At 67.9% G+C, this 24,663-nt stretch carries 26 protein-coding genes and 1 pseudogene; 17 read left to right on the forward strand and 10 right to left on the reverse strand.

Going from position 1 to position 24,663, the window contains the following annotated elements; all coding sequences use genetic code 11:
• Window positions 1–38: 38 nt before the first annotated feature.
• The gene (locus KY493_RS02515; protein WP_219897427.1) at window positions 39–1,409 is read right to left on the reverse strand and encodes an MFS transporter; all 1,371 of its coding nucleotides are present in this window, start codon (window positions 1,407–1,409) and stop codon (window positions 39–41) included.
• Window positions 1,410–1,559: 150 nt separating this feature from the next.
• On the opposite strand from KY493_RS02515, the gene cyoA reads away from it, so the two are divergent.
• The 9 genes from cyoA (at window position 1,560) to KY493_RS14395 (ending at window position 10,047) form a co-directional block, all read left to right on the forward strand.
• Window positions 1,560–2,744: a ubiquinol oxidase subunit II gene (gene cyoA, locus KY493_RS02520; protein ID WP_255567982.1), complete on the forward strand. Its 1,185-nt coding sequence runs from the start codon at window positions 1,560–1,562 to the stop codon at window positions 2,742–2,744.
• 18 nt (window positions 2,745–2,762) lie between these two features.
• Window positions 2,763–4,760, forward strand: a complete 1,998-nt coding sequence (gene cyoB, locus KY493_RS02525) for a cytochrome o ubiquinol oxidase subunit I (protein WP_219897429.1) — start codon at window positions 2,763–2,765, stop codon at window positions 4,758–4,760.
• A gap of 15 nt (window positions 4,761–4,775) precedes the next feature.
• On the forward strand, window positions 4,776–5,426 hold the full coding sequence (gene cyoC, locus KY493_RS02530) for a cytochrome o ubiquinol oxidase subunit III (protein ID WP_370627350.1): 651 nt from the start codon (window positions 4,776–4,778) through the stop codon (window positions 5,424–5,426).
• Window positions 5,423–5,845 (forward strand): cytochrome o ubiquinol oxidase subunit IV, encoded by a 423-nt coding sequence (cyoD, locus tag KY493_RS02535; protein ID WP_219897430.1) that lies wholly within the window; start codon window positions 5,423–5,425, stop codon window positions 5,843–5,845. Before cyoC ends, cyoD begins: the two co-directional genes overlap by 4 nt.
• A gap of 62 nt (window positions 5,846–5,907) precedes the next feature.
• Entirely contained in the window at window positions 5,908–6,615 is a 708-nt protein-coding gene (locus KY493_RS02540; protein WP_219897431.1) for an SURF1 family protein, read from the forward strand.
• The gene (locus KY493_RS02545) at window positions 6,612–7,937 is read left to right on the forward strand and encodes an ATP-binding protein (protein WP_255567984.1); all 1,326 of its coding nucleotides are present in this window, start codon (window positions 6,612–6,614) and stop codon (window positions 7,935–7,937) included. The genes KY493_RS02540 and KY493_RS02545 overlap by 4 nt, the downstream gene beginning before the upstream one ends.
• Entirely contained in the window at window positions 7,934–8,470 is a 537-nt protein-coding gene (locus KY493_RS02550) for a response regulator transcription factor (RefSeq protein ID WP_219897432.1), read from the forward strand. The genes KY493_RS02545 and KY493_RS02550 overlap by 4 nt, the downstream gene beginning before the upstream one ends.
• A gap of 108 nt (window positions 8,471–8,578) precedes the next feature.
• Window positions 8,579–9,310, forward strand: coding sequence for a cytochrome c oxidase assembly protein (locus KY493_RS02555; RefSeq protein ID WP_219897433.1), 732 nt, complete (start codon window positions 8,579–8,581; stop codon window positions 9,308–9,310).
• The gene (locus tag KY493_RS14395) at window positions 9,307–10,047 is read left to right on the forward strand and encodes a cytochrome b (RefSeq protein ID WP_255567985.1); all 741 of its coding nucleotides are present in this window, start codon (window positions 9,307–9,309) and stop codon (window positions 10,045–10,047) included. The genes KY493_RS02555 and KY493_RS14395 overlap by 4 nt, the downstream gene beginning before the upstream one ends.
• Here KY493_RS14395 and KY493_RS14610 read toward each other — a convergent pair.
• Window positions 10,010–10,609: pseudogene (locus KY493_RS14610) on the reverse strand (cytochrome c); the annotation flags it as partial. The gene KY493_RS14395 and the pseudogene KY493_RS14610 overlap by 38 nt on opposite strands.
• Window positions 10,610–10,773: 164 nt before the next feature.
• Here KY493_RS14610 and KY493_RS02565 point away from each other — a divergent pair.
• Genes KY493_RS02565 through KY493_RS02580 form a run of 4 tightly spaced genes read left to right on the forward strand, consistent with a single transcriptional unit; the run spans window position 10,774 to window position 14,939 of the window.
• Window positions 10,774–11,133, forward strand: coding sequence for a cytochrome c family protein (locus KY493_RS02565; protein WP_255567986.1), 360 nt, complete (start codon window positions 10,774–10,776; stop codon window positions 11,131–11,133).
• Window positions 11,123–12,085 carry a c-type cytochrome gene (locus KY493_RS02570; RefSeq protein ID WP_219897436.1) on the forward strand — a complete coding sequence of 321 codons (963 nt, stop codon included), beginning with the start codon at window positions 11,123–11,125 and terminating at the stop codon, window positions 12,083–12,085. Before KY493_RS02565 ends, KY493_RS02570 begins: the two co-directional genes overlap by 11 nt.
• On the forward strand, window positions 12,082–14,625 hold the full coding sequence (locus KY493_RS02575) for a cbb3-type cytochrome c oxidase subunit I (RefSeq protein WP_219897437.1): 2,544 nt from the start codon (window positions 12,082–12,084) through the stop codon (window positions 14,623–14,625). The genes KY493_RS02570 and KY493_RS02575 overlap by 4 nt, the downstream gene beginning before the upstream one ends.
• Entirely contained in the window at window positions 14,622–14,939 is a 318-nt protein-coding gene (locus KY493_RS02580; protein WP_219897438.1) for a hypothetical protein, read from the forward strand. The genes KY493_RS02575 and KY493_RS02580 overlap by 4 nt, the downstream gene beginning before the upstream one ends.
• Window positions 14,940–14,943: 4 nt before the next feature.
• Here KY493_RS02580 and KY493_RS02585 read toward each other — a convergent pair whose 3' ends face one another.
• The 8 genes from KY493_RS02585 to flgF all read right to left on the reverse strand — a co-directional run bounded on the left by KY493_RS02585 (window position 14,944) and on the right by flgF (window position 21,249).
• Window positions 14,944–16,719 carry a DUF885 family protein gene (locus KY493_RS02585; protein WP_219897439.1) on the reverse strand — a complete coding sequence of 592 codons (1,776 nt, stop codon included), beginning with the start codon at window positions 16,717–16,719 and terminating at the stop codon, window positions 14,944–14,946.
• 61 nt (window positions 16,720–16,780) lie between these two features.
• Complete coding sequence (locus KY493_RS02590; protein WP_219897440.1) at window positions 16,781–17,284, reverse strand: hypothetical protein; 504 nt, start codon at window positions 17,282–17,284, stop codon at window positions 16,781–16,783.
• Window positions 17,281–17,751 (reverse strand): hypothetical protein, encoded by a 471-nt coding sequence (locus KY493_RS02595; protein WP_219897441.1) that lies wholly within the window; start codon window positions 17,749–17,751, stop codon window positions 17,281–17,283. Before KY493_RS02595 ends, KY493_RS02590 begins: the two co-directional genes overlap by 4 nt.
• Window positions 17,752–17,800: 49 nt before the next feature.
• Window positions 17,801–18,256, reverse strand: a complete 456-nt coding sequence (locus KY493_RS02600; protein WP_219897442.1) for a hypothetical protein — start codon at window positions 18,254–18,256, stop codon at window positions 17,801–17,803.
• A 98-nt stretch (window positions 18,257–18,354) separates the two neighbouring features.
• Window positions 18,355–19,098: a flagellar basal body L-ring protein FlgH gene (gene flgH, locus KY493_RS02605; protein ID WP_219897443.1), complete on the reverse strand. Its 744-nt coding sequence runs from the start codon at window positions 19,096–19,098 to the stop codon at window positions 18,355–18,357.
• Between the two features lie 11 nt (window positions 19,099–19,109).
• Window positions 19,110–19,703 carry a flagella basal body P-ring formation protein FlgA gene (locus KY493_RS02610; RefSeq protein WP_219897444.1) on the reverse strand — a complete coding sequence of 198 codons (594 nt, stop codon included), beginning with the start codon at window positions 19,701–19,703 and terminating at the stop codon, window positions 19,110–19,112.
• 4 nt (window positions 19,704–19,707) lie between these two features.
• Window positions 19,708–20,496, reverse strand: coding sequence for a flagellar basal-body rod protein FlgG (gene flgG, locus KY493_RS02615; RefSeq protein WP_219897445.1), 789 nt, complete (start codon window positions 20,494–20,496; stop codon window positions 19,708–19,710).
• Window positions 20,497–20,508: 12 nt separating this feature from the next.
• Window positions 20,509–21,249: a flagellar basal-body rod protein FlgF gene (gene flgF, locus KY493_RS02620; protein ID WP_219897446.1), complete on the reverse strand. Its 741-nt coding sequence runs from the start codon at window positions 21,247–21,249 to the stop codon at window positions 20,509–20,511.
• Between the two features lie 179 nt (window positions 21,250–21,428).
• Between flgF and KY493_RS02625 the strand changes: the two genes are divergently transcribed.
• From KY493_RS02625 to KY493_RS02640, 4 genes are all read left to right on the forward strand, one after another.
• Window positions 21,429–22,085 (forward strand): flagellar basal body-associated FliL family protein, encoded by a 657-nt coding sequence (locus tag KY493_RS02625; protein ID WP_219897447.1) that lies wholly within the window; start codon window positions 21,429–21,431, stop codon window positions 22,083–22,085.
• 3 nt (window positions 22,086–22,088) lie between these two features.
• Entirely contained in the window at window positions 22,089–23,141 is a 1,053-nt protein-coding gene (fliM, locus tag KY493_RS02630) for a flagellar motor switch protein FliM (RefSeq protein ID WP_219897448.1), read from the forward strand.
• On the forward strand, window positions 23,138–23,707 hold the full coding sequence (locus KY493_RS02635) for a DUF6468 domain-containing protein (RefSeq protein WP_219897449.1): 570 nt from the start codon (window positions 23,138–23,140) through the stop codon (window positions 23,705–23,707). Before fliM ends, KY493_RS02635 begins: the two co-directional genes overlap by 4 nt.
• 70 nt (window positions 23,708–23,777) lie before the next feature.
• Window positions 23,778–24,662, forward strand: a complete 885-nt coding sequence (locus KY493_RS02640) for a MotE family protein (RefSeq protein WP_219897450.1) — start codon at window positions 23,778–23,780, stop codon at window positions 24,660–24,662.
• The last annotated feature ends 1 nt before the right edge of the window (window position 24,663 follow it).

The following is a 24,663-nucleotide window of genomic DNA, read 5'->3' on the forward strand; positions in this document are numbered from 1 at the left end:
ACCGCGGCGGCCTTTGACGTTCAGAACGGGAGCCGCGGCTATTCCGCGGTAGCCTCGGTCTGGGCGGCGCGCGCGGCCTCGCGGCGGGTGCGGCCCATCTCCTTGTTGATCCACAGCGCGATCAGCGTGCCGGCCGCGCCCGACAGCAGATAGGCGCCGGCTGACAGGAGGCCGAACCGCGACGTCAGCGCCAGCGCCACCAAGGGCGCGAAGCCGGCGCCGAACAGCCAGGCCAGGTCCGAGGTGAAGGCCGAGGCGGTGTAGCGGTAGGTCTGGGTGAAGTTCGACGCCACCGCGCCCGACGACTGGCCGAACGACAGGCCCAGAAGCACAAATCCGACCATCATGAAGATCACGCCGCCCACTTCGCCCTGAGACAGCAGGGTGGGGGCAAAGCCGCTGAAGGCGGCGATGGCGCCGGCGGTGATGGCCAGGAGGTTGCGGCGGCCATAGCGGTCGGCCAGCACGCCCGACAGCATCACCGCGAACAGGCACACCACCGCGCCGATCAACTCGATCACCAGAAAGCGCGCGGGCGGCTCGTCGGTGTAGAGCAGCACATAGGACAGCGGGAACACCGTGACCATGTGGAACAGGGCGAAGCTGGCCAGCGGCGCGAATGCGCCGATCACGATGTTGCGGCCCTCGGCCCGCACGGTGCGCAGAACGGGCGTCGGCTGCAGCTCGCGGCTTTCGAACGATTCCACAAACGCCGGCGTGGCCGAAATCCTCAGGCGGGCGAACAGCGCCACGACGTTGATGGCGAACGCCACAAAGAACGGATAGCGCCAGCCCCAGTCGAGGAAGTCGGCCTGGGACAGCAGGGACACGAAATAGGCGAAAAGGGCCGAGGCGACGATCAGGCCGATAGGGGCGCCGATCTGGCCGATCATGGCCCACCAGCCCTTGCGGTTCTCCGGCGCGTTCAGCGCCAGCAGCGAAGCCAGCCCTTCCCAGGTGCCGCCCAGCGCGATCCCCTGTCCGATGCGCAGGATGGCCAGAAGGATGATCGACCAGCCGCCCAGCGTCGCATACCCGGGCAGAAAGGCGACGGCCACGGTCGATACGCCCAGCAGCAGCAGGGCGATGGTCAGCTTGGCCCCGCGCCCGAAGGCTTCGTCGATCCAGATAAAGATGATGGTGCCGATCGGCCGGGCCACAAAGGCCAGGGCGAAGATGGCGAAGGAATAAAGCGTACCCAGCAGCGGACCCGCGAACGGGAAGATCAGCGCCGGAAACACCAGCACCGAGGCGATGGCGTAGACAAAGAAGTCAAAGAACTCCGACGCCCGGCCGATGATGACGCCGATGGCGATCTCGCCGGCGTCCACCTTGCCGTGGCGGGCGTTGATCTGCGTGGCGTCGCGATCGAGCGACGTCGAGGACGCCGATCCCGTTGTGGCGCTCATGGGATGACCGCTCCGTTTTCGTCATGCGGCGCGGACGGGCGCGCCGGGGTGGTGTATGTAAAGCGCCTGATGCGGCCAAACGTCCAGAAAAGAGATAGGGCAGATTGTCCAATGTCGCGGTCGCGAAGAACCCATTATGGCGCCGCCACCATGCCGAAACCTTCCCTCGGAATCGCCCTGCGGCGCCTCAAGCCGCTGATCCTCCTGCCAGCGTTCGCGCTGCTGTCCGCGTGCAATGCGGTGGTGCTCGCGCCCTCGGGCGACGTGGCCGCCCAGCAGCGCGACCTTCTGGTCGTATCGACGCTGCTGATGCTGCTGATCATCATTCCGGTGATGGCGCTGACGGTCTTCTTCGCCTGGAAGTACCGCCAGTCGAACAAGGATGCGGACTACCGTCCCGACTGGGACCACTCGACCCATCTGGAGGTGGCGATCTGGGGCGCGCCGCTTTTGATCATCATCGCGCTGGGCGCCATCACCTGGGCGGGCACCCACCTCTTGGACCCGTATCGCCCGCTTGATCGGATCGAGCCGGGCCGCGCCGCGCCCGAGACGCTGCGCCCGCTGCAGGTCAACGTGGTGGCGCTGGATTGGAAGTGGCTGTTCATCTACCCGGAGTACGGCATCGCCACCGTCAATGAACTGGCGGCGCCGGTGGATCGTCCGATCCAGTTCAGCATCACCTCGTCCACGGTGATGAACTCCTTCTACGTGCCGGCGCTGGCGGGGCAGATCTACGCCATGCCGGGCATGCAGACGACGCTGCACGCGGTGATCAATCGTCCGGGCGAGTACAAGGGCTTTTCGGCCAACTACTCGGGCTCGGGCTTCTCGGGCATGCGCTTCGACTTCCACGGTCTGGAGCCCGCCGGCTTCGAGAGCTGGGTGTCTCGCGTGCGCGCCAGCGGCGGCTCGCTTGACCGCGCCGGCTATCTGCAGTTGGAGCGCCCCAGCGAAAACGCGCCGGTGATGCTGTTCGGCTCGGTCGAGCCCGGCCTGTTCAACGCCGTGGTCAACATGTGCGTCGAGCCCGGCAAGATGTGCATGCACGAGATGATGGCGCTGGACGACAAGGGCGGCCTGGGCATCGAGAGCGCGCGCATGACCCTGCCGCTGACCTACGACAAGCACGGCCGGCGCGGCGCGGTGTTCGGCGACCAGCCCAGCTATCTGGCCTCGCTGTGCGATCCGGTCGACGGCGTGGACGCCGAGGCCGGCGTGCAGTCCCGCGCACTGACCCTGGCCCAGACTTCGCCTCTGACCGGCGCGGGCCTGACCCCGCCTTCCGTTTCCCTGTTCCGCGCGACCGCTCCGGCGGGCGCGGGCCAATCCTGATCGGACCGACTGTCTCCAATGTCCGCTGACACTCTCGCGCAGTTCATCTTCGGCCGGCTCAGCCTCGAGTCGCTGCCGTTCCATGAGCCGATCATCGCCGCGACCTTTATCGTGGTGGTCCTGGGCGGCGTCGCCATGGTCGGCGCCATCACCTACTTCAAGCTGTGGGGCTATCTCTGGAAGGAGTGGTTCACCACCGTCGATCACAAGAAGATCGGCGTCATGTACATGATCCTGGGGATCATCATGTTCCTGCGCGGCTTCGCCGACGCGATCATGATGCGCCTGCAGCAGGCCATGGCCTTCGGCGGGTCCGAGGGCTACCTCAACGCGCACCACTACGATCAGGTCTTCACCGCCCACGGCGTGATCATGATCTTCTTTGTGGCCATGCCGCTGATCACCGGCCTGATGAACTACATCGTGCCGCTGCAGATCGGCGCGCGCGACGTGTCCTTCCCGTTCCTGAACAACTTCAGCTTCTGGATGACGGCCGGCGGCGCGATCCTGGTGATGATGTCGCTGTTTGTGGGCGAGTTCGCACGCACGGGCTGGCTGGCCTATCCGCCGCTGTCGGGCATCGGCTACAGCCCCGACGTCGGGGTCGACTATTACATCTGGGCGCTGCAGGTCGCGGGCGTCGGCACCACCCTGTCGGGCATCAACCTGATCGCCACCATCATCAAGATGCGCGCGCCGGGCATGGGCCTGATGAAGATGCCGATCTTCACCTGGACCTCGCTGTGCGCCAACGTGCTGATCGTGGCCGCCTTCCCGGTGCTGACGGCGGTGCTGGCCCTGTTGGGCGCCGACCGCTACATCGGCACGAATTTCTTCACGAACGATCTCGGCGGCAACCCGATGATGTATGTGAACCTGATCTGGATATGGGGTCACCCCGAAGTCTACATCCTGATCCTGCCGCTGTTCGGCGTTTTCTCCGAAATCGCCTCGACCTTCTCGGGCAAGAAGCTGTTCGGCTATACCTCCATGGTCTACGCCACCGTCGTGATCACGGTGCTGTCGTACCTGGTGTGGCTGCACCACTTCTTCACCATGGGCTCGGGCGCGTCGGTGAACAGCTTCTTTGGCATCACCACCATGATCATCTCGATCCCGACGGGAGCGAAGATCTTCAACTGGATGTTCACCATGTATCGCGGGCGCATACGGTTCGAGCTGCCGATGATGTGGCTGATCGCCTTCATGCTGACGTTCGTGATCGGCGGCATGACGGGCGTGCTGCTGGCGGTGCCGCCGGCCGACTTCGTGCTGCACAACTCGCTGTTCCTGATCGCCCACTTCCACAACGTCATCATCGGCGGCGTGCTGTTCGGCATCTTCGCGGCCATCAACTTCTGGTGGCCCAAGGCCTTTGGCTTCAAGCTGGATCGCAAATGGGGGCTGGTCAGCTTCTGGTGCTGGGTAGTCGGTTTCTGGGTGGCGTTCGCGCCGCTGTACGTCTTGGGCCTGATGGGCGTGACGCGCCGGATGCGGGTGTTCGACGATCCGTCGCTGCAGATCTGGTTTGTGATCGCCGGCGTCGGCGCCGCCATCATCGCCGTGGGCATCCTGGCCATGCTGATCCAGTTCGCCGTCAGCATCATCAACCGCGAAAAGCTGCGCGATTTCACGGGCGATCCGTGGGGCGGGCGCACGCTGGAATGGTCGACCTCCTCGCCGCCGCCGGACTACAACTTCGCCTTCACGCCGGTGATCCACGACGGCGACGCCTGGTGGGACATGAAGAACCGCGGCTACAAGGCGCCGGACGGCGGCTACCGCGACATCCACATGCCCAAGAACACCGGCACGGGCGTGATCCTGTCCATCATGGCGGTGGCCTGCGCGGTCGGACTGATCTGGTACATGTGGTGGCTGGCCGTGCTGTCGTTCGTCGGCATCGTCGGCTACGCGATCTTCCACACCTTCAACTACAACCGCGACTTCCACATCCCCGCGTCGGAAGTCACCGAGACCGAGGCGCGCGCCCGCGCCCTGGCGGCCCAGGGCTGAGGGAGGGCTGAACCGATGAGCACCAATGTCGCAACGGCCGACGCCCCGATGGGCGCCGACGAGGCCGAAGAGCCGGTCTTCTATTTGAAGGAAGAGCCGCATCACGCCGAGGGGTCCAGCACCATGCTGGGCTTCTGGATGTATCTGATGAGCGACTGCCTCATCTTTGCGATGCTGTTCGCCGTCTATGGCGTGATCGGCGGCAACTACGCCGCGGGTCCCGGGCCGCAGGACCTGTTCGACCTGAACCTGGTGGCGATCAACACGGCCATGCTGCTGTTCTCGTCGATCACCTACGGCTTCGCCATGCTGGCCATGGACCGCAAGGCCAAGGGCCAGACGCTGATGTGGCTGGCGATCACCGGCCTGTTCGGCGCCGCCTTCCTCGGCATCGAACTGTACGAGTTCGCCCACCTGATCCATGAGGGCGCCACGCCCCAGCGATCCGGCTTCCTGTCGGCCTTCTTTATCCTGGTCGGCACCCACGGCCTGCACGTCACCTTTGGCATCATCTGGCTGATCGTGCTGATGGTGCAGGTGTCGATGAAGGGACTGATCGAGGCCAACCAGCGACGCCTGATGTGCCTGTCGCTGTTCTGGCACTTCTTGGACGTGATCTGGATCGGCGTCTTCACCTTTGTCTATCTGATGGGAATGCTGCGATGAGCGCGCATCCGCCGATCACCGGCAACGACCGCAAGGACGATCACAGCGCCGCCTCGCACGACGCCGATCACCTGGGTCACGAGGGCCACAACCACGGATCGATGAAGGGCTATCTGATCGGCTTTGGCCTTTCGGTGGTGCTGACGGCCATTCCGTTCTGGCTGGTGATGACCGGCGCCCTGCCGTTCCAGGCGACAGGCTTGATCATCGTCGCCCTGGCGGCGGTGCAGATGGTGGTCCACGTGATCTTCTTCCTGCACATGAACTCCAAGTCCGAGGGCGGCTGGGTCATGCTGGCGGTGATCTTCACCCTGATCATCGTGGTGATCTCGCTCGTGGGCACCCTGTGGGTCATGTACCACCTCGACACCAACATGATGCCCGGCCACGTCGAGGCCGCGATGAGCGCGGCCCCCTGAAGCCCTCCGACCCGTCAGAGCCGACGGCCGGGCGGCGAAATCCGCGTTCGCCGCTCGGTTCGATGGTGCTGCTGGCGTGGCTCGCGCTGGCTGCGGCGGGCTTTGTCGCCCTTGGCGTCTGGCAACTGGAGCGCCGGGTCTGGAAGCTGGACCTGATCGCCCAGGTCGATGCGCGGGTGCATGCGCACGCCGTCGCGCCGCCCGCACCGCCGGACTGGCCCACCGTCTCGGCCGCAGACGATCAGTATCGACGCGTTCAGGTGCGCGGCGTCTTTCTGCACGATCGCGAGACCCTGACCCAGGCCGCGACGGCGCTGGGCGCCGGCTACTGGGTGCTGACGCCGCTGCGAACGGATCAGGGATTCACCGTCCTGATCAACCGGGGCTTTGTCTCGCCCGAGCGTCGCGACTCCGCCAGCCGCGCCGACGGGCAGGTCGGTGGAGAGCAGACGGTCACGGGTCTGCTGCGGATCACCGAGCCCAAGGGCGGCTTCCTGCGCGCCAATGATCCGGCGAACGATCGCTGGCGCTCGCGTGATGTCGAGGCCATCGCGCAGGCGAGGGGTCTCGGCGACGTCGCGCCCTATTTCATCGACGCCGAGGCCGGACCCGACCCGAGCGCCTGGCCGCGAGGCGGACTGACGGTGATCCGTTTTCCGAACAGCCATCTGGTCTACGCCCTGACATGGTTCGGCATGGCGCTGCTGTCGCTTGGGGGCATGGTTCTAGTGCTGCGCGAGCGTAGGCGCAGAGAGCCGCCGGCGTCGTGACCCGGCCCGCCGCCTTGGGTGCGCTGCGCCGCTGGCCGCCGTTGAGCGCCGACGCCGCCTCGGCCGCCGGCGGTCGCAACATGCAGCTGTTGATCCAGCTGCGATGGCTGGCGGTCGCAGGGCAGGTGCTGGCCATCTATGCGGTGGAATGGGTGCTGGAGGTGCGCCTGCCGCTGATGCCGATGCTGGCGGCGCCGGCGGCGCTGATCGCGGTCAATCTGCTCAGCATGGCGCGCGTCCGCATCAGCGCCAATGTGTCCGGCATCGAGCTGTTCGTCGCCTTGATGGCCGACGTCGCCGCCTTGACCTGGCTGCTTTATCTCAGCGGCGGGGCGACCAATCCGTTCATGTCGCTGTTTCTGCTGCAGGTGGTTCTCGGCGCGGTTCTGCTGGGGCCGATCCTGACCTGGGCGCTGGTGGCGGTGACTAGTCTGTGCGCCCTGATGCTCAGCGTCGCCTACCGTCCGATGCTGCTGCCGCCCGGGCTGCAGGGTCACGACTTCGAGCTCTACATCAAGGGCGGGCTGGTCTGCTTCGGCCTGATCGCGGTCTTGCTGGTGATGTTCGTGACGCGCATCGGCGGAAACCTGCGCGCCCGTGACGCCTATCTGGCCGAGATGCGCCAGCGCGCGGCGGAAGAAGATCACATCGTGCGCATGGGCCTTCTGGCGTCCGGCGCCGCGCACGAACTGGGCACGCCGCTGGCCTCGCTGTCGGTGATCCTGTCGGACTGGCGGCGCATGCCGACCATCAACCGGGACCCCGAGCTGGTCGAGGACCTGGCGGGCATGCAGGCCGAGGTCGAACGCTGCAAGAAGATCGTCACCGGCATCCTCTTGTCGGCCGGCGAGGCGAGGGGCGAGGCGCCGGTGGTCACCACCCTGCACGCCCTGGTCGGCGACATCGTTACGGCCTGGCGTCCGGCGCAGGGCGTCGATCTTCGATACCAGCAGCGGCTGGGCGAGGATCGGCCCGCCGTCTCGGACACCGCCTTGCAGCAGGTGCTGGTCAATGTGCTCGACAATGCGGTGGAAGCGGGCGCAAGACGGATCGACGTCCTGGCCGAGACCGCGGAGGAGGTCCTGATCATCACCGTGACCGACGACGGCTCGGGCTTCAGCCCTGACATCCTGGCGCGCTTCGGCCAGCCCTATCAATCGACCAAGGCGAGACACGGCGCGGGTCTGGGCCTGTTTCTCCTGGTCAATGTGCTGCGCAAGCTCGGGGGCGAGGCCTCCGCGCGCAATCGTCCCGAAGGCGGCGCGGCCGTGACGCTGCGTCTGCCGCTGGCGGCGCTGGTCCTGCCGGGCAAGTCGGGATGAGCGAGGGCGAGCGCCTGCTGGTGCTGGTCGAGGACGACGACGTCTTCGCCAAGACCCTGAAACGGTCGCTGGAGCGGCGCGGCTATCGCGTGCTGACGGCCGAAAGCCACGACGCCTTGGTGGAGGTGCTGAAGACCGCGACGCCGACCCACGCGGTGGTGGACCTGAAGCTCGGAGGGGCTTCGGGCCTGTCGTGCATCCAGACTTTGCATGCGCATGACGAGGCGACGGTGATCGTCGTCCTGACCGGTTTCGCCAGCATCGCCACGGCCGTGGAGGCGATCAAGCTGGGCGCCTCCCACTATCTGGCAAAGCCGGCGTCCACCGACGACATCGAGGCGGCGTTCGGTCGATCCGAGGGCGCCACCGACACGCCGGTCGGCGCGCGTCCCACCTCGATCAAGACGCTGGAGTGGGAGCGTATCCACGAGACCCTGGCCGACACCGGCTTCAACATCTCGGAAACCGCGCGGAGGCTGGGCATGCACCGGCGGACCCTGGCGCGGAAGCTGGCCAAGCGGCAGGTGGTGTGACATCGATCGCGCGACCCTGAGCCGCACGGCGAAGGTTGCAGTCAACCGCTTCGGCTCTGGCGCGTTGACGACGAAAGGCGCCGTTTCGGGCGCGGGGCAGGGGATCGCATGAACGCCGACGTCATCTGGACGCCCTACTGCGGCCAAGCGCCCGATCCTTCTGCCTTGCTTCGCAGCTGGAACCTCGATCCGTGGCTGCTCGCGGCGCTGGCGGCGGGCTTCGTCGCGCTGTGGACGTGGCGGCAGGGTGTGGTCGAGCGGCGAGCGGCCGTGTTCGCGCTGGCGGTTCTGGTCCTCGGCTTCGTCTCGCCCTTGTGTGCGCTCAGTTCGGCGCTGTTCTCGGCGCGGACCGTGCACCATGTGCTGCTGATCGCGGTGGCGGCGCCGCTGATCGCGCTCGCCATGCCCAAGGCCAGGACGGGGTCGCTGGCGGGGGCGACGGCGGTGCAGGCCGCAGTGTTCTGGGCCTGGCACGCGCCGCAGGCCTATGGCGGGGCCCTGTCCAGCGATGCGGTCTACTGGCTGATGCAGCTCAGCATCCTGGGCTCCGGCGTGTGGTTCTGGGCTGCTGCGCGGGCGGCGAGCGCGCCGGCGGCGGTGATCGCGCTGTTGGCGGCCATGCTGCTGATGGGGCTGCTGGGCGCGCTGCTGACGTTCGCGGGCACGCCGATCTATGCGCCGCATTTCGGCACGACGATGCTCTACGGCCTGACGCCGCTGGAGGATCAGCAGAACGCCGGCCTGATCATGTGGGCGCCGGCGGCGGCGCTTTATCTGTTCGCCGCGCTGTGGCGTCTCGGGCGCATGTTGAGCCCGCCTGCCGAGGGCGCCGCCGCATGATCGAGAAGCTTTTTCGCCAGCTGCTGGAATGGGCGGCGGGCCACCATGACGAGGGGCGCTATTCCCCCATCGGCATTTGGTTTCACTGGGTCATGGCCGCCATGGTCTTCTTCCAGCTGGGCTGGGGCTTGTGGATGGCGCGGGTGCGCGAGGGCGTGGGCGGCGGCATGGTCGCGGCCTATGACGTGCATTTCGCGGTCGGCGTGCTGATGCTGATCCTGGTGATCGGCCGTTTGTCCTGGCGGCTGATGGCGCCTAACCTGATCAATGACGCGGACAAGCCGGGGTGGGAGAGCACGGCCGCCCACATCACCCACTATGTCTTCTACACCTGCCTGTTCGGCCTGCCGCTGAGCGGCTGGGCCATGATTTCGGCGACGGCGCGGGATCAGGAGCTGACCGCCGGCGGGTTCATCCCGTGGCCGCTGCTGCCGTTCCAGAACCTGTCGAACACCCAGCTATGGGCCGTGGAGGCCGCGGGCGAGTGGATGCACTGGGGGCTGGTGATCACCTTGCTTCTGATGATCCCGATTCACGCGGGCGCCGCCCTGAAGCACCATCTGATCGATAGGGACGACGTGTTTCACGCGATGCTGCCGGTTGTGCCGCAGCTTCGACCCCGGCGGACGCGCTGGCAGCGGCGCTACCGCGCGCTGGAGAAGCGGGTTTCCGCGACAGCCAAACGGCTATGGCGGTTGTTTCTGCGTCCGAAAGCCGCTGCACGGCCGCCTGCATGACGCCGCGCGCGTCGTTGCGCCGGTCTCCCTTTTGCCACAGCTGGATCTGCTCGGTCGTATAGGTCGCGGGCTGTCCCGCGATCTGCGGGTTGCCCGCGCCGCCGCCTTCGCCGTTCAGGCCGTGGCACGAGGCGCAGGCCGTGATCCCGCGCGACGCATCGCCCGCCAGATAGATCGGCGGCGGCAGGCCGGCCGTGTCGGCCATGGCCTCCGCCGGGATCGGCATGGCGGCGTAATAGGCGGCGACCGCCTTGCGGCTGCGCTGATCCAGCGCCTTGGAGATGGAGGTCATCTGGTCATGCGGACGCAGGCCTGAGGCGTAGTCCTCCATTTGCTTCTGCATATAGCCCTGGTCGAGACCCGCCAGCCGCGGGGCGGATACGCCGTCGCCCTGGCCCTGCATGCCGTGACAGGTGAAACAGGCGTTATTGGCGCCGCCCGGTCCCCCGCTGAGGGCGATGACCTCTCCGGTCGCCGAAAAGGCGCGGTCCGTCTCGCCCGGCGTGGTGTCGCAGGCGGCCAGGACTAGGGGGGCGGCGATCAGGGGCAGGAGCAGGCGCACAGAGGGGCCAACACCGGCTTACGGCAGAGGTTCCATCCGGCAAATCGACGTGGCGTCACGCCGCAGGACGGAACCGCCGGCCAATCGACGCCTTTGATGGTCAAGCTTGGGGGAGAGATGCGACGCGCCCATCCAGTCGTCGAGTGCGGGACGTGAGGCGAGGAGTGCTGGCGGCGCTTCCGCTCGCCTTGCTGTGCGCCTGTGCGGACAAGGCCAACGCCCCGCGCCAGATCGTGGGCGCCGACGCCGCCGAGGGCCTGCGCATCGCCGAGCGGGTCGGCTGCGCCTCGTGCCATGTCGTGCCGGGGATTTCGTGGCCGGAAGGTCGCAGCGGCGGGTCGCTGACCGGTTTCGGCGCTCGGCCCCTGATCTCGGGTCGCTTGCCGAACCAGCCGGACGTATTGGTGCAGTGGATTATCAATGCGCCGTCGCTCGATCCCTCGACCGGAATGCCGCCGATGCCCTTGACGCAAGACCAAGCCCGCGACGTTGCGGCCTATCTGTACACGCTCGATGAAGACTGAGACCGCACCCGGCCTGTCCGGCTGGCCCCCGCCCGTGCTTGACCCCGCCGGCCCGTTCGCCGGGCCGATCGAGGTCGTGTCCTGGGTGCTGTTCATCATGGGCGGGGTGGTGCTGACGATCGTGCTGATCGCGCTGGGCATCGCCCTGTTCGGGCCGCGCGAGTGGCGAAGGCGCGTGGGCGGCGAACGGATCGTCTGGATCGGCGGCCTGGCGTTTCCTGTCGTGGTGCTCACGGGCCTGCTGATCTACGGGCTCAACGTCACCGCGCGCGTGACGGCCGAGCCCCGGCCCGGCGAGATGCGCGTGCGGGTCACCGGCGAGATGTGGTGGTGGCGGGTCGCCTATCTGGACGACCAGGGCCGCGAGGTGATCCAGGACGCCAACGAGGTGCACATCCCGGTCGGCCAGCCGGTGGTGTTCGAGCTGGAAAGCGCCGACGTGATCCACAGCTTCTGGGTGCCGCGTCTGGGCGGCAAGACCGACATGATCCCCGGCCGGCGCAACTTCATGCGGCTGCAGGCCGATGAGGCGGGCGTGTTCGGCGGCCAATGCGCCGAGTACTGCGGCGGTCCGCACGCCCTGATGGGCTTTGTCGTGGTGGCGCATGAACCGGCGGCCTATGCGCAGTGGCGCGCCAAGCAGGCGGGGCCGGCCGTTGCGCCCGCCATGCCGCAACTCGCCAGAGGACAGGCGGTGTTCGACGCCAACGGCTGCGGCGCCTGCCACACGGTTCGGGGCACGGAATACAACGGCCTGGCCGGACCTGACCTGACGCACGTCGGCGCGCGCCAGAGCATCGGCGCGGGCATCCTGCCGAACAACCAGGGCACGCTGGCGGGCTGGATTTCGGACAGTCAGGGCATCAAGCCCGGCAACCGCATGCCGTCCTATCCGGTGTTGACCGGCGCCGATCTGCGTGACGTCGCGGCCTATCTGGACAGCCTGAAATGAGTTCGGAAACCGGCTGGGACCCCAAGCTCTACGACCGTTTCCCGACACCCGAAGACCGGCCCGAAGGCGAGCTGGAGCAGCTGGAGGAAACCTGGTGCGGGCCGCGCACCGGCTGGGAATGGCTGACCGCGCTGAACAACAACTTCATCGGCGTCTACTACGTCGGCGCGGCCATGCTGTTCTTTATCCTGGCGGGCGTGCTGGCGGTGCTGATGCGCACCCAGTTGGCCCTGCCGATGACGGGCTTCCTGGCGCAGGAGACCTACAACCAGATCTTCACCATGCACGGCACGGTGATGATGTTCCTGTTCGCAGTGCCGGCGGTCGAGGCGCTGGGCGTGCTGCTGTTGCCGCAGATGCTTGGCGCGCGCGACCTGCCGTTTCCGCGCCTCAGCGCCTATGCCTTCTGGGCCTATCTGGTGGGTGGGCTGGCGTTCTTCTGCTCGATCTTCGTGGGCCTGGCGCCGAACGGCGGCTGGTTCATGTATCCGCCGCTGACCAACACCACCTATTCACCGGGCATCAACGCCGACTTCTGGCTGCTCGGCATCGGCTTCATCGAAATCTCGGCCATCGCCGGCGCCATCGAGATCATCGTGGGCGTGCTGAAGACGCGCGCGCCCGGCATGACGCTGGACAAGCTGCCGATCTTCGCCTGGGCCATGCTGATCTTTGCGGTGATGATCATCATCGCCTTTCCCTCGGTGATCCTGTCGACCCTGCTCCTGGAGCTGGAGCGGGCGCTCGGCTGGCCCTTCTTCGACGCGATCAAGGGCGGCGATCCGATGCTGTGGCAGCATCTGTTCTGGTTCTTCGGCCACCCGGAGGTCTACATCATCTTCCTGCCGGCGGCGGGGGCCATGTCGACCATCATCCCGGCGGCGGCCCAGACCAAGCTGGTCGGCTATCGGCTGGTGGTGCTGGCCATGCTGGCGACGGGCTTCATCTCCTTCGGCGTCTGGTCGCACCACATGTTCGCGACCGGCATGCCGCAGATCAGCATCAACTATTTCTCCGCCGCCTCCATGGCCGTCAGCATTCCGGCGGGGGTGCAGGTGTTCGCCTGGATCGCCACGCTGGCGGCGGGCAAGATGCGGTTCAACACGCCTGGCCTGTTCGCGGTCGGAGGCCTGGTCATCTTCGTCATGGGCGGGCTGACCGGGGTGATGGTCGCCATGGTGCCGTTCGACTGGCAGGCGCATGACAGCTACTTCATCGTGGCGCACCTGCACTATGTGCTGATCGGCGGCATGGTGTTTCCGCTGTTCGCGGCGATCTACTACTGGGTCCCGATGAGCTCCAGCCGGCCGCTCAGCGAGCGGTGGGGCAAGTGGATCTTCTGGCTGATGTTCGCCGGCATGCACATCACCTTTTTGCCCATGCACCTGACCGGACTGATGGGCATGCCCAGGCGGGTCTACACCTATTTGCCGGGGCGCGGTTGGGACCTGCTGAACTTCATCTCCACCGTGGGGTCGTTCCTGACGGCGATCGCGGTGATCCTGTGGGTCATCGACATGTGCCGCAACTTCCGTCCGTTCGGAAAGGACGCCGGCAACGTCTACAACGGGCCGGGCCTGGAGTGGCTGCCCGCCGGCCTCTATTCGCTGCGCTCCATTCCGGTGGTGAAGAGCCTGTATCCGGTGTGGGACCAGCCCGAACTGGCCAAGCAGGTCGAGGAGGGCCGCTGGTTCCTGCCCGGCGCGCCGCTGAACCAGCGCCAGACCATTATCACCAGCCCGATCAACGCCGAGCCGCAATATGTGCTGAAGATGCCGCGGCCTTCGTCCTGGTACCTTACCGGGGCGGTGTTCACCGCCGGCTTCTTCCTGATTCTGACGGTGCAGGCCTATGTGGTCGCGCTGATCAGCGGCGTGCTGGCGATCTACTGCATCATGAAGTGGGCGTGGACGCTGGACCTGCCGAACGAGCTTGAGGCCGTCGACGTCGGCGGCGGGATCATCCTGCCGTCCTATGCGGCCGGCCCGACCAGCCACGGCTGGTGGGCCATGGTCATCACCCTGATCGTGTCGGGCATGGTCGCGGTCATGGCGGGCTTCTCCTATGTTTTCCTGTGGAGCCGGCGACCGGACCTGTGGGTCGCGCCGCCCGAACTGATGCTGATGTTCGGCGCGCTGGGACTGCTGGCCGTTTCGGCGGCGTTCGCCTTGTTCTCGGCGCGTCTGCAGCGGGTCGAGCGCCGCGATGCGAGGGGCGGGGCGGCGGCCCTGATGATCCTGGCGACCGTGGCGCTTGCGGCGTCCTGCGCGCTGCAGGCCCACAGCTGGTGGTCCATCGGCCTTCGACCGGACGAGACCAGCCAGGGCGCGACCGTCGGCTTCCTGATCGCCTGGCAGGCGCAATCGGCGGGCATCGCCCTGCTGATGGGGCTGTTCGTGGGACTGAGATGGATCATGGGGCGGCTGTCGTCGCGCCGCCCCGCGACGATCGATCTGATCGCCCTGTTTGTGATCTTTTCGGCCGTTCAGGGCGCAGCGGCGACGCTGCTGGTCTGGCTGTTCCCCGGAGCGGGCGCATGACCATCCGGACGTGGGTGCTGATGCTGGCGGGCCTGAGCATATGGGCGCTGCACTTCATCGGCGTCTATCTGATCGCCAGCGTCGCAGACGTGGTCGCCACGGCCGACGACTTCGCCTGGCGCATGGGCGGGGTGGCGTTCAGCGTGGCCTGCGCGCTTTTGTGCGGTGCGGCCATCGCCCTGCCGGCGATGGCGCTGCGTCGCGGGACGGGGGCGGAGGTCGAGCGGTTCAGCCTGCAGCTGGGCGTGCTGGGCGGCGCCATCGGCCTGATCGGCATCGTCTACCAGACCCTGCCCAACCTGATCGGCTATTGAGGCGTCAGGGCTGCTCGGCGATCCAGGCGTCCATGCGGCGGTCGAGCAGGTCCAGCGGCAGGGGGCCGTCCACCAGCAGGGCGTCGTGGAAGGCGCGGACGTCGAAACGGTCGCCCAACTGCTGCTCGGCGCGGGCGCGGATGTCGCGCAGCCGGATCTCGCCGATCTTGTAGGCCGTGGCCTGTCCCGGCCAGCCGATGTAACGCTGAAGCTCGGTCTCGATGTTGTGCGGGGCCAGGGCCGAGTTGTCGCGGAAACAGGCGCGCGCCTGCTCGGTGCTCCAGCCCATCCAGTGCAGGCCGGTGTCGGCGACCAGACGGCAGGCGCGCCACATCTCATACGACAGGCGGCCGAAGCGTTCATAGGGCGTGCGGTAAAAGCCCATCTCCTCGCCCAGGAACTCGGCATACAGGCCCCAGCCTTCGGTATAGGCGCTGACGTTGGCCTGCCGACGGAAATAGGGCTGATCCTCCGCCTCCTGCTGCAAGGCGATCTGGATGTGGTGGCCCGGCACGGCTTCATGCAGCGTCAGCGCCGGCAGTTCATAAAGCGGGCGCTGGTCCAGGCGAGAGGTATTGACCATGTAGCCGCCGGCCACGCCATTGGCGATGGAGCCGGGATTGTAGCGGCCGGTGGTGTAGTTGTCCTCGATCTCGCGCGGCACCGGGCGCACGCCATACGGCAGGCGCGGCAGCGTTCCGAACAGGGCCGGCAGACCGTCGTCGGCGCGCTTGGCCATCTCGGAGGCCTTTTCCAACAGGTCCTCGCGGCTTTCGGCGCGGAAGCGCGGATCGCTGCGCATAAAGGCCAGAAAGCCGGCGAAATCGCCGGTCCAGCCCGCCGCGCGCATTTCGGTCTCCATTCGGGCGCGAATGCGCGCGACCTCCGACAGGCCGATCCCATGGATCTGGTCGGGCGTCAGGTCGGTCGTGGTGTGACCTCGCACCAGATGGGCGTAGAGCGCCCGCCCGTCCTTGCGATGCGCAAGACCGGGGGTTTCGGGCGCCTCGGGCCGATAGTCGTCGGTCAGGAAAGCCAGCCAGTCCTTGCGCGCCTGCACCACGCTCTCGACGGCGGCCTGCGCCTCCTGCCTCAGCCTCGCCTGATCGGCCGCCGAAATGGTCGCGGGAAGGGTCGCGAAGGGCTTCAGCAGCGGCTCGTCGGCTGGAGCGATCGCGACGTCGTTGCGGCCCAAGGCGATGGCGCTGTCGACCACGGAGGCGGGCTGCACCAGTCCGGTCTCCAGACCGCGTCGGGCGTTGTCGATGGCGTTGCGATAGAGGGTGGGAAAGGCCGCGATGCGACGCACAAAGGCTTGGGCTTCCGCGATGGAGGACAGCCGCGTGCCTTGGCCCATGTAGAGCGCCCAGCCGCCCGGCCCGCCTTCGGAATCGAAGGACAGACGACCGGCGTCCAAGGGCGTCCCGGCCAGGGCGTGGCGAAGGGTGTTCAGCAGGAAGGCGTGATCGATACGCTCGGCATCGTTGAGGTCCTCCGGGCGAACGGCCTCCAGCCGCGTCACGAAGGCCTGCATCGGCTGGACCTGCGCAAGCTCGAAGGCGCGAGAGGTGTCCGGCAGGCGGCCTTGCGCCTCCACGTCGCCTTCCTGGCCCGCAGAGACCGGATCGACCGCCTTCAGATAGGCTTCATAGTCCTGGATGATGGCGGCCAGGGCGGGATTTGGGGCCGGCCGGACGGCGGACACGGCCTGTGCATCCGCGGCCGCCACGCCGCATGACGCCGCGAACACGACCGCCGCGGCCAGTTGCGAAATCTTCATGATGATCCCCCTCCGGTCGCCGACAGCAGCCGAGCCAGGAGGCTTCGTCAAGAGCGGACGATCAGCCCGCCTCGCACGCATCCATGAAACGCGAAACGGCCACGGCGGAGCCGGGTTGCGGCGCGTAGACCTCGCGCGTTTCTCCATGCCAGGCGGCGATCCAGCCCAGCGAGCGGAAACGCTGAAACACCGGCTGTCGCTGGCTGACGTCCGAGGCGATCACGAGGTCGCCGTCGCCGAGGCCCGATGGCTCGACCTTCGCCGTGAATCGTTCGGTGTCCCCGCCGGATTCCAGATGAATAAAGGGCTCGGCGCCATGGGCCGGCGCGGTCAGCATCAGTGTTCCCGAGCCGGCTCGGCAATCCAGCCGCAGACGCAGATCGTCGCTGGTCTCGCGTCCGTAGGCCAGCGACAGATCGCCGCCGTCGCGATGGTCGAACCAGTCCAGGCCGGGCGTGGGTGCGGGGGCGCCGGCCTCTGGCGCACGCATGGTCGGGGTGGCGCATGCGCCGAGCGCCAGCAAGGCGAGCGTCGTCACGACGGCGATTGAAGGCGTCCGCCTCATGGCCGAACGCCTCCGCAGCGTTCCGCGAACTGGCGCAGCAGCGGCTGGAACTCGGGCGCGGCGCTCACCTCGATCTGGCGTTCGCCCGCCGTGACCGTCAGCGAGCCTTGCGCAACAAAGGTGGTGAACACGGGATGATCGAGGCGCAGCACGGTCTCGATCTTGCCGCCTCGGGCGGCGCGCACCTCGACGGCGCCGGTCGCCGCGCCGGCCGTCAGGCGGGCGAAGCCGGGCTGCGCTTGGGGATCGTAGAGCGATAGAAGGGCCGTGCCTCGTCCCAGCATGCATTCCAGCGTCGCCTTAAGCCGCGCCGTGTCCGGAACTTCGTTGGCGAGCACCAACGAGCCGCCATTTTCATACAGCGACCACACCCACCGATCTTCAGCAGGGCGCTGGCTGACAGCAGAGACGGGCGTTGCGCCCACGCCGAGCAGCAGGACGGCGAAGCTAAAAACGATCGGCTTCATGCGAGCATCCACGGTCAGGCGACCCGAGCGCGCCCGCGGCGATCATCCATCAGGCGCGGGCCGAACCGCAATAGGACAGGAAGCCTCGCACGCCGCGCCGCTCGGCCGTGGTGGCCGTCAGCACGGTTTCGCCGCCTTCGCCGCTGACGCGCAGGGCGCCGCGATGCGCCAGGTCGGCAAGATTGGCGTCGTCGACCGCGATACGCGCTTCGTCCGCATCGCCGCCGCTCATCGGGTCCATCGGCGTGGGCGCGGAGGTCGCAACGCGCGCGCCGACCGGCTGCACGTCGCCGTAGACCACCGCCGTCCGATCGCCGGGCGAGCAGGTGATCATCATCGCCAACTGGTCGGAATTGGCCATGCCGTAGGCCAGCTTGGCCATGTCGCCTTCCTGCACCAGGTGCCAGGCCATGCCGGGCTGGGCGGGGGCGGACGCCTCCTGCGTCTGGGCCGTGAAGGCGACCAGACCGAGGGCGGCGACGGTGGGGATCAGGACCTTGAACATGGGGATGCGCTCGCGTTCCGGTGTGTAACGCCGGTTCGCGTCGGGGGTTCACGGCAACGCTTGAAGACCGTGAACGGTGTGGCGCTTCGGCATCGCCGTCAGAACGGGCTGAAACGCTCCACCAGGCTTTGCGCGGCCGGAGAGGCCTGGACCCGGCTGATGTCGCCGCGTCCGCCATAGGAGATGCGCGCCTCGGCGATCTGGGTGTGGGCGATGGTGTTGGCCGAGGAGATGTCCTCTGGCCGCACGATGCCGGCGACCGTCAGCTCGCGCACCTCGCGGTTGGTGCGGACCTCCTGGCGGCCCTGGATCACCAGATTGCCGTTGGACAGCACGTCGGTGACCACCGCCGCGATGGTCAGCGACACCTTCTCCGAGCGGCTGACCGAGCCGGAGCCCGACGCGTTCAGTTCGCCCTCGATGCCGACCAGGCGGTTGGGATCAAAGGTGTCGGGGAAGAATTTGCCGAGGTTGGATTCGAAGCCCAGGAAGTTCGACACGCCGGCCGAGGCGTCGTTGGACCGCTGGCGCTGGGTCGAGTTCTGCGTCTGGGCGCGATCGTCGATGTCGATCCGCACGGTCAGGATGTCGCCGATGTGGCGCGCGCGCTGATCGCCGAAAAAGGACCGGGCGCCGGTGCGCCACAGGCTGTTGGCGCTGGCGGGCGTGGCTTCCGAGCGCACGGCGCTGGCGGGCAGATAGGCCTGGCTGACGGGCACCAGGGCGGCGGGATAGCCGATGGGCGCCAGTTCCGGCCCCTTCACCGCCTCGATGGCGGTGGAGCAGGCGGCCAGCGGAGCGGCCGAGACGACCAGGGCGGCGAGAAAAGCGGTTTTGCGCATGCGAGAAATCCTCAGCGGGACGCGAACTGTTGGGCGGCGCCGGCGGCCATGGCCGTGCCCGGCCCGGTGGCGACCGCGTCGATGGTGCGGTTGGAGGTAGTGTTCAGAACGGCTACGGGCTCGCCGACGCGGGCGCTGCGCTGGGCCTTGCCCATGACGCTGAGCCGCACGCCGCCGACCTCGTAGGTGACGCGGACCATGTCGTTGCGGGCGATCACCGGCTGGCCCGCCACAGCGCGCGGCCCGGGCTGGATCGACGCAGCGACCGGCGCGGGCTGGGACGCCTCGGCGGTGTTCTGGACGGCGCTCTGGACGGCGGCGGCGCGGCGCACGGCCACGCGGCGCAGGCCTGGGGGGTTGGACCAGTCGAGCCCCGCCTGGCGAGCCTGGGCCTGAAGCTGCCCGGCCTCCAGCACCACGGACGGACCGGTGCGCTGGGCCACCGCCACGTCCGCCGCGGCGCCCGCGCCGTCAAAGATGTCGCCCAGGGTGACCCGGCCGTCGGCGTCCACGGGGTTCGGGCGAAGGGTGACTTCGCCGGCCAGGGCCGGCGCACCGCAGGCGAGCACGGCGACGGCCGCAAGGAGCGTGTGCAGCTTGGCCATGATCCTAGTTCTTCACCTGGGCGGCGACGGACAGCATCTCGTCGGCGGTGGAGATGACCTTTGAGTTCATCTCATAGGCGCGCTGGGCGACGATCAGGGCGCTGATTTCCGATACGGCGTCGACGTTCGAAGCCTCGGTGTAGCCGTGCAGCAGCGAGCCGTAGCCGACGTCGCCGGGCGTGCCGACGGCGGCCGGACCCGATGCAGCGGTTTCCAGCAGCAGGTTGTCGCCAACCGCCTCGAGTCCCGCCTCGTTGAAGAAGGTGGCGAGCTCGAGCTGGCCCACGGTGGTCGGCTCGGTCGCGCCGTCGGTGGTGACCTGCACCAGGCCGGACTTGGAGACGGTGATGTCCACCATGTCCTGCGGCACGGTGATCGCCGGCTCGATCGCATAGCCGTCCTCGGTGACCAGCTGGCCTTCCTGGTTGACGGCGAAGTTGCCGGCCCGGGTGTAGGCCGTCTCGCCCGAAGGAAGGGTGACCTGAAAATAGCCCTTGCCGTCGATGGCCAGGTCGTAGCGACCGCCGGTCTGGGTCGGCGTGCCCTGTTCGGTGATGCGATAGACCGAGCCCGCCTTGACGCCCGCGCCGATCTGGATGCCGGTCGGCACCACCGTGCCCTGGCTGGACGACTGCGCGCCCATGCGTTCGACGTTCTGGTACAGCAGGTCCTGGAACTCGGCGCGCTGCTTCTTGAAGCCCACCGTATTCATGTTGGCGATGTTGTTGGAGATGACCTCCACGTTCAGCTGCTGGGCGGCCATGCCCGAGGCGGCGGTTCTGAGTGCGCGCATCTGTCAGGGTCCTTATGCGGCTCGGCCGAGGCGCTCGACGGCGCGGCGGCTGAGGTCGGTGGCGTTCTCGATCATCCGCGTCACGCTTTCGTAGGCGCGGCTGATCTCGACGAGATTGGTGATTTCGATCAACGCGTTGACGTTGGCCGATTCCAGCATGCCCTGCTGGATGCGGGCGTCCGGGGCGTCCATCGTCTGGGCGTTGGAGGTGTTGCGATACAGGCCGTCGCCGCCCTTCTCGAGCACGCCCAGCGCCTCGAAGCGGACGACGGAAAGGCGGCCGGTGATCTGGCCGTTCTGGGTGATTGTGCCGTCCGAGCCGACGGACACGGGACCGAGCGCCGGGTTCAGCACGATCTCGCCGCCGTCGCCCATCACCGGGGCGCCCGCCTTGGTGGTCAGCCGGCCTTCGGGATCCAGGGTGAAGGCGCCGTCGCGGGTATAGGCCTCGCCGTTCGCGCCGTCGCCGACGGTGAAGAAGGCGCCTTCGCCGTCGATGGCGAAGTCCAGCGGTCGGCCGGTCTGCTGCATCGCGCCCTGGCCGAAGTCGCGCCCCACGCCCTTGTCCAGCACGAAGCTGACGCCCGGCCGCACCTGGTCGTTGCGCGCGCGCTCGCCGACTTCGGTTCCCAGCATCAGCTGTTCGACCTTGAAGCCGGTGGTGTCCGCATTGGCGATGTTGTTGGCCACGATGTCGAGCTCGCGGCGCAGCGTCATCTGGCGGGACAGTCCGATGTAGGCGGCGTTTTCCAAAAGGGCGGCTCCTTCGCCCAGCCTTGTCGCAACCGCCGTGCCAACAGGGTTAATCCAGCCGTGGCGGGCTTTTGTCGCGGAGCGATGGGTTGCAGCCCGGCAAATCCTGCCGCTTCTAAACGGCGCGTTAACCAAACCGGGCCAGTGTTGCCGCGACATCCTGCGGGGCGAGTGCGGCCATGTTGAAGCTGGGCAAGAAAAAGAAGGACGGCGCATCCGACGCCGCCAACCTGCCCGCCGTCGCGGAAGGCGAAGGCGGCGAAGGCGCGCCCAAGAAGAAGAAACTGCCGCTGCTGTTCATCGCCATCCCGGCGGCCCTTGTCGTGCTGGGCGGCGGCGGGGCGGCGGGCATGATCCTGATGAAGCCCAAGCCGGCCGAAGCGCACGGCGAAGAGGCCAAAGACGGGCACGGCGAGGAGAAGGCCGAAAAGGGCCACGGCAAGGAAAAGAAGGAAGAAAAGGGCGGCCACGGCGGCGGCAAGGAAGGCGAGGCCGATCCGGCGCTCGGCAAGATCTCCGATGGCCCGGACGGCGTGACCTTCTACACCCTGCCGAACATGGTGGTGAACATCCAGTCGCCGGACGGCAAGCCCACCTACCTGAAGCTGACGCTGACGCTGGAGATGAAGGACGCCGAGGTCGCGACCCATCTTCAGGAAGAGACCCCGCGCATGCAGGACATGTTCCAGGGCTTCCTGCGCGAACTGCGGCCTGAGGACCTAGCCGGATCGGCCGGATCGTACCAGCTGCGCGCCGAAATCCTGCGCCGGGTCAACCTGCTGGCCGAGCCGGGCAAGGTCGACGCCGTTCTGATCGAAGAGATGCTGGTTCAGTAGCCGATGACCGACCCCCTGGCCGACATGGACGCCTTTGGGGCGATGGGCGGCGACGCTGCCTCGACCATGATGGGCGAGCGCGTGCTGAACCAGGACGAGATCGACAGCCTGCTGGGCTTCGATCTTGGCGGGGACGACGGCTCTAACCGGTCCGGCATCCGGGCCATCATCAACTCGGCGCTGGTCTCGTATGAACGCCTGCCGATGCTGGAAATCGTCTTCGACCGCCTGGTGCGGTTGATGACGACGTCCTTGCGCAACTTCACCTCTGACAACGTCGAAGTCAGCCTGGACAACATCTCCTCGATCCGGTTCGGCGACTATCTGAACTCGATCCCCCTGCCGGCGATCCTGGCGGTGTTCCGGGCGGAGGAGTTGGACAACTACGGCCTGCTGACGGTCGATTCCAACCTGATCTATTCGATCGTCGACGTGCTGCTGGGCGGCCGTCGCGGCACGGCGGCGCTGCGTATCGAGGGGCGGCCCTACACCACCATCGAGCGGGTGCTGGTGCAGCGGATGGTCGAGGTGGTGCTGAACGACGCCCGTCAGGCGTTCGAGCCGCTGACCCCCGTCCACTTCAACCTGGACCGGCTGGAGACCAATCCGCGCTTCGCCGCCATCGCGCGTCCGGCCAATGCCGCCATCCTGATCAAGCTGCGGATCGACATGGAGGACCGCGGCGGGCGCATCGAACTGCTGCTGCCCTATGCGACGCTGGAGCCGATCCGCAAGATGCTGCTGCAGCAGTTCATGGGCGAGAAGTTCGGCCGCGACAACATCTGGGAAGGCCACCTGGCGACCGAGCTTTGGACCACCGAGACGGAGGTCCGGGCGGTGCTGGACGAGCAGCAGGCGCCGCTCAGCAAGGTGCTGGACTTCAAGGTGGGCGACACCCTGATGCTGAACGCGACCCCCGACAGCGAGGTGTCGATCCGCGCCGGCTCCATCCCGCTGACGACCGGTCGGATGGGCCGCAAGGGCCAGCACATCGCAATCCGCGTCGAGGCGCCGATCAGCGTCGAGGCCGCGCAAAGCATGAGGAGCAGGGCATGACCGGGATCATCATGGACGGCGTGCTGATGCTGCTGCTGGTCGCGGCCGTCGGCTACGGGATCAAGCTGGAGCGCAAGTTGACGGCGTTGCGGGCCGGGCAGCTGGCGTTCGCGTCCGCCGTGACCGAGTTGAACTCCGCCGCGACCCGCGCCGAGGCAGCCCTGGCGACGCTGCGGGCGTCGGGCCAGGAAACGGACTTGCTGCACGACCGCATCATCAAGGCGCGCGAGGTCAAGGCGCAGCTGGAGACCCTGATCGCCCGCGCGCCGGCGGCTCAGGCCGCGCGTGCGGAGGATCGTCCGGTCGCGCGCACCGAGCCCGCGCCCCACCCGGCGCCGCCTGTCGAGGACGAAGACCGCGCGCGCCGCATGGCCGCCCTGGCCGAGCGTATTCAGGGTCTGGCCGGACCCGCGACCAGCCGCCGCGCCGCGACGTCGCATGCGGAGCAGACGCCGGGCGCCGGCAACGTCGCCGCCATCCTGCAGGCGATGACCGCTAACCAATCTGCCAAACAAAGCCTCAACGCCGCCCGGCGTAGCCTCGACGACGACCTGTTCGCCGCCTGACCCATTTTTCCCGCCCAATGCTTCGCCGCGCGACGACGAAGCGGCTTGAGGGCGCCACGAGACCGAAGCCATGGCCCGCATTCCCCGCCTGCTGCCCCTGATCGCCATCGCCATCGGCGGGGTGGTCGCCGTGCGCGCGGTGGGCGTGGCGCCCGAGCTGTTCAGCGGCGCCAAGGCCTGGGCCGAGGAGGCCGCGCCCGCCGGCGCCGCCGCGCCCAAGCCGACACAGGCCGCCTGCGCCCTGTCGCCGGACCAGTTGGCGCAGCAGGCCGGCATTTCGCCCGCCGAGCTGAAGATCATCCAGTCGCTGTCGGCGCGCCGCACCGAGCTTGATGCGCGCGATCAGGACTTCGCCACCACCCTGCCGCTGATGGTCGCCGCCGAGCAGAAGATCGACGCCAAGGTCAAGGCGCTGGAGGCGCTGAAGGCCGAGATGAAGGGCCTGCTGGGTCAGGTGGACGAGCGCGAAAAGGCCGAGATCGACCGGCTGGTGCAGGTCTATTCCGCCATGCGGCCCAAGGAGGCGGCGCCCGTGCTGGCCTCGCTGGATGACCGGGTGCGCCTGCCCGTCGCCGCCGCCATGCGTCCGCGCACCCTGGCCGCCATCATGGCCCAGATGTCGCCGGCCCAGGCCAAGGAGCTTACGGAAAAGCTGGCCGCGCGCTTCCAGGCCCAGCAAATGGCCGCCCGCGCCGCCGCTGCCCAGGCCGCCGAGCCCGCGCCCGCGCCCGTCGCGGCTCCGGCTGCGACGCCGACCGCCCAGCCCGCCTCGACCGAGGCCAAACCGGCTGCGCCACGTCCCGCCGCGCGTCAGACCCCGCGCCCAGCGCCGCGTCCGCAGGCCGCGGCTCGCAGGACGGAAAGCGCGCCTCGGCCGGCTGCGGCGGCGCCCGCCGGTCCTCAGCCCTACAATGCGGGCGACGCCGGCCAGCAGCCGCGCCAGTCGGTGCAGTAGC

Origin of the sequence: Brevundimonas sp. PAMC22021 (assembly GCF_019443405.1) — a bacterium.
Taxonomy (GTDB): domain Bacteria; phylum Pseudomonadota; class Alphaproteobacteria; order Caulobacterales; family Caulobacteraceae; genus Brevundimonas.

Coding starts and splice junctions, on each gene's coding strand:
- flgH (WP_219897443.1), bottom strand. CDS start 19,098: ATGCGCAAAACCGCTTTTCTCGCCGCCCTGGTCGTCTCGGCCGCTCCG.
- KY493_RS02585 (WP_219897439.1), bottom strand. CDS start 16,719: ATGAAGATTTCGCAACTGGCCGCGGCGGTCGTGTTCGCGGCGTCATGC.
- KY493_RS02580 (WP_219897438.1), top strand. CDS start 14,622: ATGACCATCCGGACGTGGGTGCTGATGCTGGCGGGCCTGAGCATATGG.
- KY493_RS02595 (WP_219897441.1), bottom strand. CDS start 17,751: ATGAAGCCGATCGTTTTTAGCTTCGCCGTCCTGCTGCTCGGCGTGGGC.
- KY493_RS02635 (WP_219897449.1), top strand. CDS start 23,138: ATGACCGGGATCATCATGGACGGCGTGCTGATGCTGCTGCTGGTCGCG.
- KY493_RS02570 (WP_219897436.1), top strand. CDS start 11,123: ATGAAGACTGAGACCGCACCCGGCCTGTCCGGCTGGCCCCCGCCCGTG.
- KY493_RS02555 (WP_219897433.1), top strand. CDS start 8,579: ATGAACGCCGACGTCATCTGGACGCCCTACTGCGGCCAAGCGCCCGAT.
- cyoB (WP_219897429.1), top strand. CDS start 2,763: ATGTCCGCTGACACTCTCGCGCAGTTCATCTTCGGCCGGCTCAGCCTC.
- KY493_RS02590 (WP_219897440.1), bottom strand. CDS start 17,284: ATGAGGCGGACGCCTTCAATCGCCGTCGTGACGACGCTCGCCTTGCTG.
- cyoA (WP_255567982.1), top strand. CDS start 1,560: ATGCCGAAACCTTCCCTCGGAATCGCCCTGCGGCGCCTCAAGCCGCTG.
- cyoC (WP_370627350.1), top strand. CDS start 4,776: ATGAGCACCAATGTCGCAACGGCCGACGCCCCGATGGGCGCCGACGAG.
- KY493_RS02640 (WP_219897450.1), top strand. CDS start 23,778: ATGGCCCGCATTCCCCGCCTGCTGCCCCTGATCGCCATCGCCATCGGC.
- KY493_RS02610 (WP_219897444.1), bottom strand. CDS start 19,703: ATGGCCAAGCTGCACACGCTCCTTGCGGCCGTCGCCGTGCTCGCCTGC.
- fliM (WP_219897448.1), top strand. CDS start 22,089: ATGACCGACCCCCTGGCCGACATGGACGCCTTTGGGGCGATGGGCGGC.
- flgG (WP_219897445.1), bottom strand. CDS start 20,496: ATGCGCGCACTCAGAACCGCCGCCTCGGGCATGGCCGCCCAGCAGCTG.
- KY493_RS02575 (WP_219897437.1), top strand. CDS start 12,082: ATGAGTTCGGAAACCGGCTGGGACCCCAAGCTCTACGACCGTTTCCCG.
- KY493_RS14395 (WP_255567985.1), top strand. CDS start 9,307: ATGATCGAGAAGCTTTTTCGCCAGCTGCTGGAATGGGCGGCGGGCCAC.
- cyoD (WP_219897430.1), top strand. CDS start 5,423: ATGAGCGCGCATCCGCCGATCACCGGCAACGACCGCAAGGACGATCAC.
- KY493_RS02625 (WP_219897447.1), top strand. CDS start 21,429: ATGTTGAAGCTGGGCAAGAAAAAGAAGGACGGCGCATCCGACGCCGCC.
- KY493_RS02540 (WP_219897431.1), top strand. CDS start 5,908: ATGGTGCTGCTGGCGTGGCTCGCGCTGGCTGCGGCGGGCTTTGTCGCC.
- KY493_RS02515 (WP_219897427.1), bottom strand. CDS start 1,409: ATGAGCGCCACAACGGGATCGGCGTCCTCGACGTCGCTCGATCGCGAC.
- KY493_RS02600 (WP_219897442.1), bottom strand. CDS start 18,256: ATGTTCAAGGTCCTGATCCCCACCGTCGCCGCCCTCGGTCTGGTCGCC.
- KY493_RS02550 (WP_219897432.1), top strand. CDS start 7,934: ATGAGCGAGGGCGAGCGCCTGCTGGTGCTGGTCGAGGACGACGACGTC.